This is a genomic window from Streptomyces klenkii (assembly GCF_003626645.1).
GTDB lineage: Bacteria > Actinomycetota > Actinomycetes > Streptomycetales > Streptomycetaceae > Streptomyces > Streptomyces klenkii.
Window position 1 is genome coordinate 1 of sequence record NZ_RBAM01000236.1, and the last position, 1,008, is coordinate 1,008.

The following is a 1,008-nucleotide window of genomic DNA, read 5'->3' on the forward strand; positions in this document are numbered from 1 at the left end:
CGGAACATCGTCCGGGTGACGGTGACTTCGGTGTAGTCGATGGGGAGGGCGCCGTCGGCGTTGTCGATGGTCAGCGAGACCTCGGCGCGGCCCAGGGGCGGGCGGCCGGTGGTGCCCGCGAAGATGACGTCCTCCATCTTGCCGCCGCGCAGGGACTTGGCGCCCTGCTCGCCCATCACCCAGGAGAGGGCGTCGACGACGTTGGACTTGCCGGACCCGTTGGGGCCCACCACGCACGTGATGCCGGGCTCGAAGCGCAGCGTGGTGGCGGACGCGAAGGACTTGAAGCCTCGGAGGGTCAGGCTCTTGAGGTGCACGCCGTGCGACTTTACCTCGCGGACTTCCGCGATTGGCCGTTTCGACGCCGGGGATGCAGGGCAGATCAGTCAGTGAACCGGACACAGGTCGGGGTGCCGGGGTCCCTGGACATGTCGCCGGACATGACGAAGGGACGCCGAAGCGTCCCTCGCATGTACTTCCGCCGGCGGTCGCCTTCGCGGCCCGGCCTCTTCGTCGAGGTCAGGTCAGAGCGGGCTCCGCCTTGGACACGTCGATGCTGTCGAGCACCGAGTCGCCGTGACGAGCGGCGGCGGCGAGCGCGTCGTTCTCCGCCTGGACCCGGAGGAGCTGGGTCTCCAGGTCCTGTACGCGCTGCTGAAGCCGTCGCATCTCGGCGAGGACTCGGGGGTCGAAGCCGCCGATGTGACCGAGAAGCGCCTTTGCCATGATGGATGGTCCTCCACACTGAGTGACCGACCGAAGCCGTTGGTGGGTCGTGAGGGAATGAATCCGCGACGTCCGCTCAGCCATGCGTTCCAGGGCCGCATAGCTGAGATGCGCGGGACTTTCAGCGTCTCACCAAAAAGTGGGACGGTCAACACGATCACACCGCGTATCCCCCGTGTGCCATGCCGGGGGCGGGGGCCGCTCGCGTGGGGCGCTCTTCTCGCCTGGCGGTGATAGTGGCGGCAGCCTTGCACGTCGGAGCGGGGTTGGCAAGCAGTTTCC

Annotated in this window: 2 protein-coding genes; both read right to left on the reverse strand. The window is 67.8% G+C overall.

The genetic code is table 11. The features are described 5' to 3' along the window. On the reverse strand, positions 1-317 hold a 317-nt coding region (locus D7231_RS36010), incomplete at its 3' end, for an AAA family ATPase (RefSeq protein ID WP_147449941.1). 202 nt (positions 318-519) lie between these two features. Further along, entirely contained in the window at positions 520-726 is a 207-nt protein-coding gene (locus D7231_RS36015; RefSeq protein WP_120760602.1) for a hypothetical protein, read from the reverse strand. Positions 727-1,008: the final 282 nt, after the last annotated feature.

Excerpts from the sequence above, each read along its gene's own strand:
- D7231_RS36015 (WP_120760602.1), bottom strand. The coding sequence starts at position 726 with ATGGCAAAGGCGCTTCTCGGTCACATCGGCGGCTTCGACCCCCGAGTC.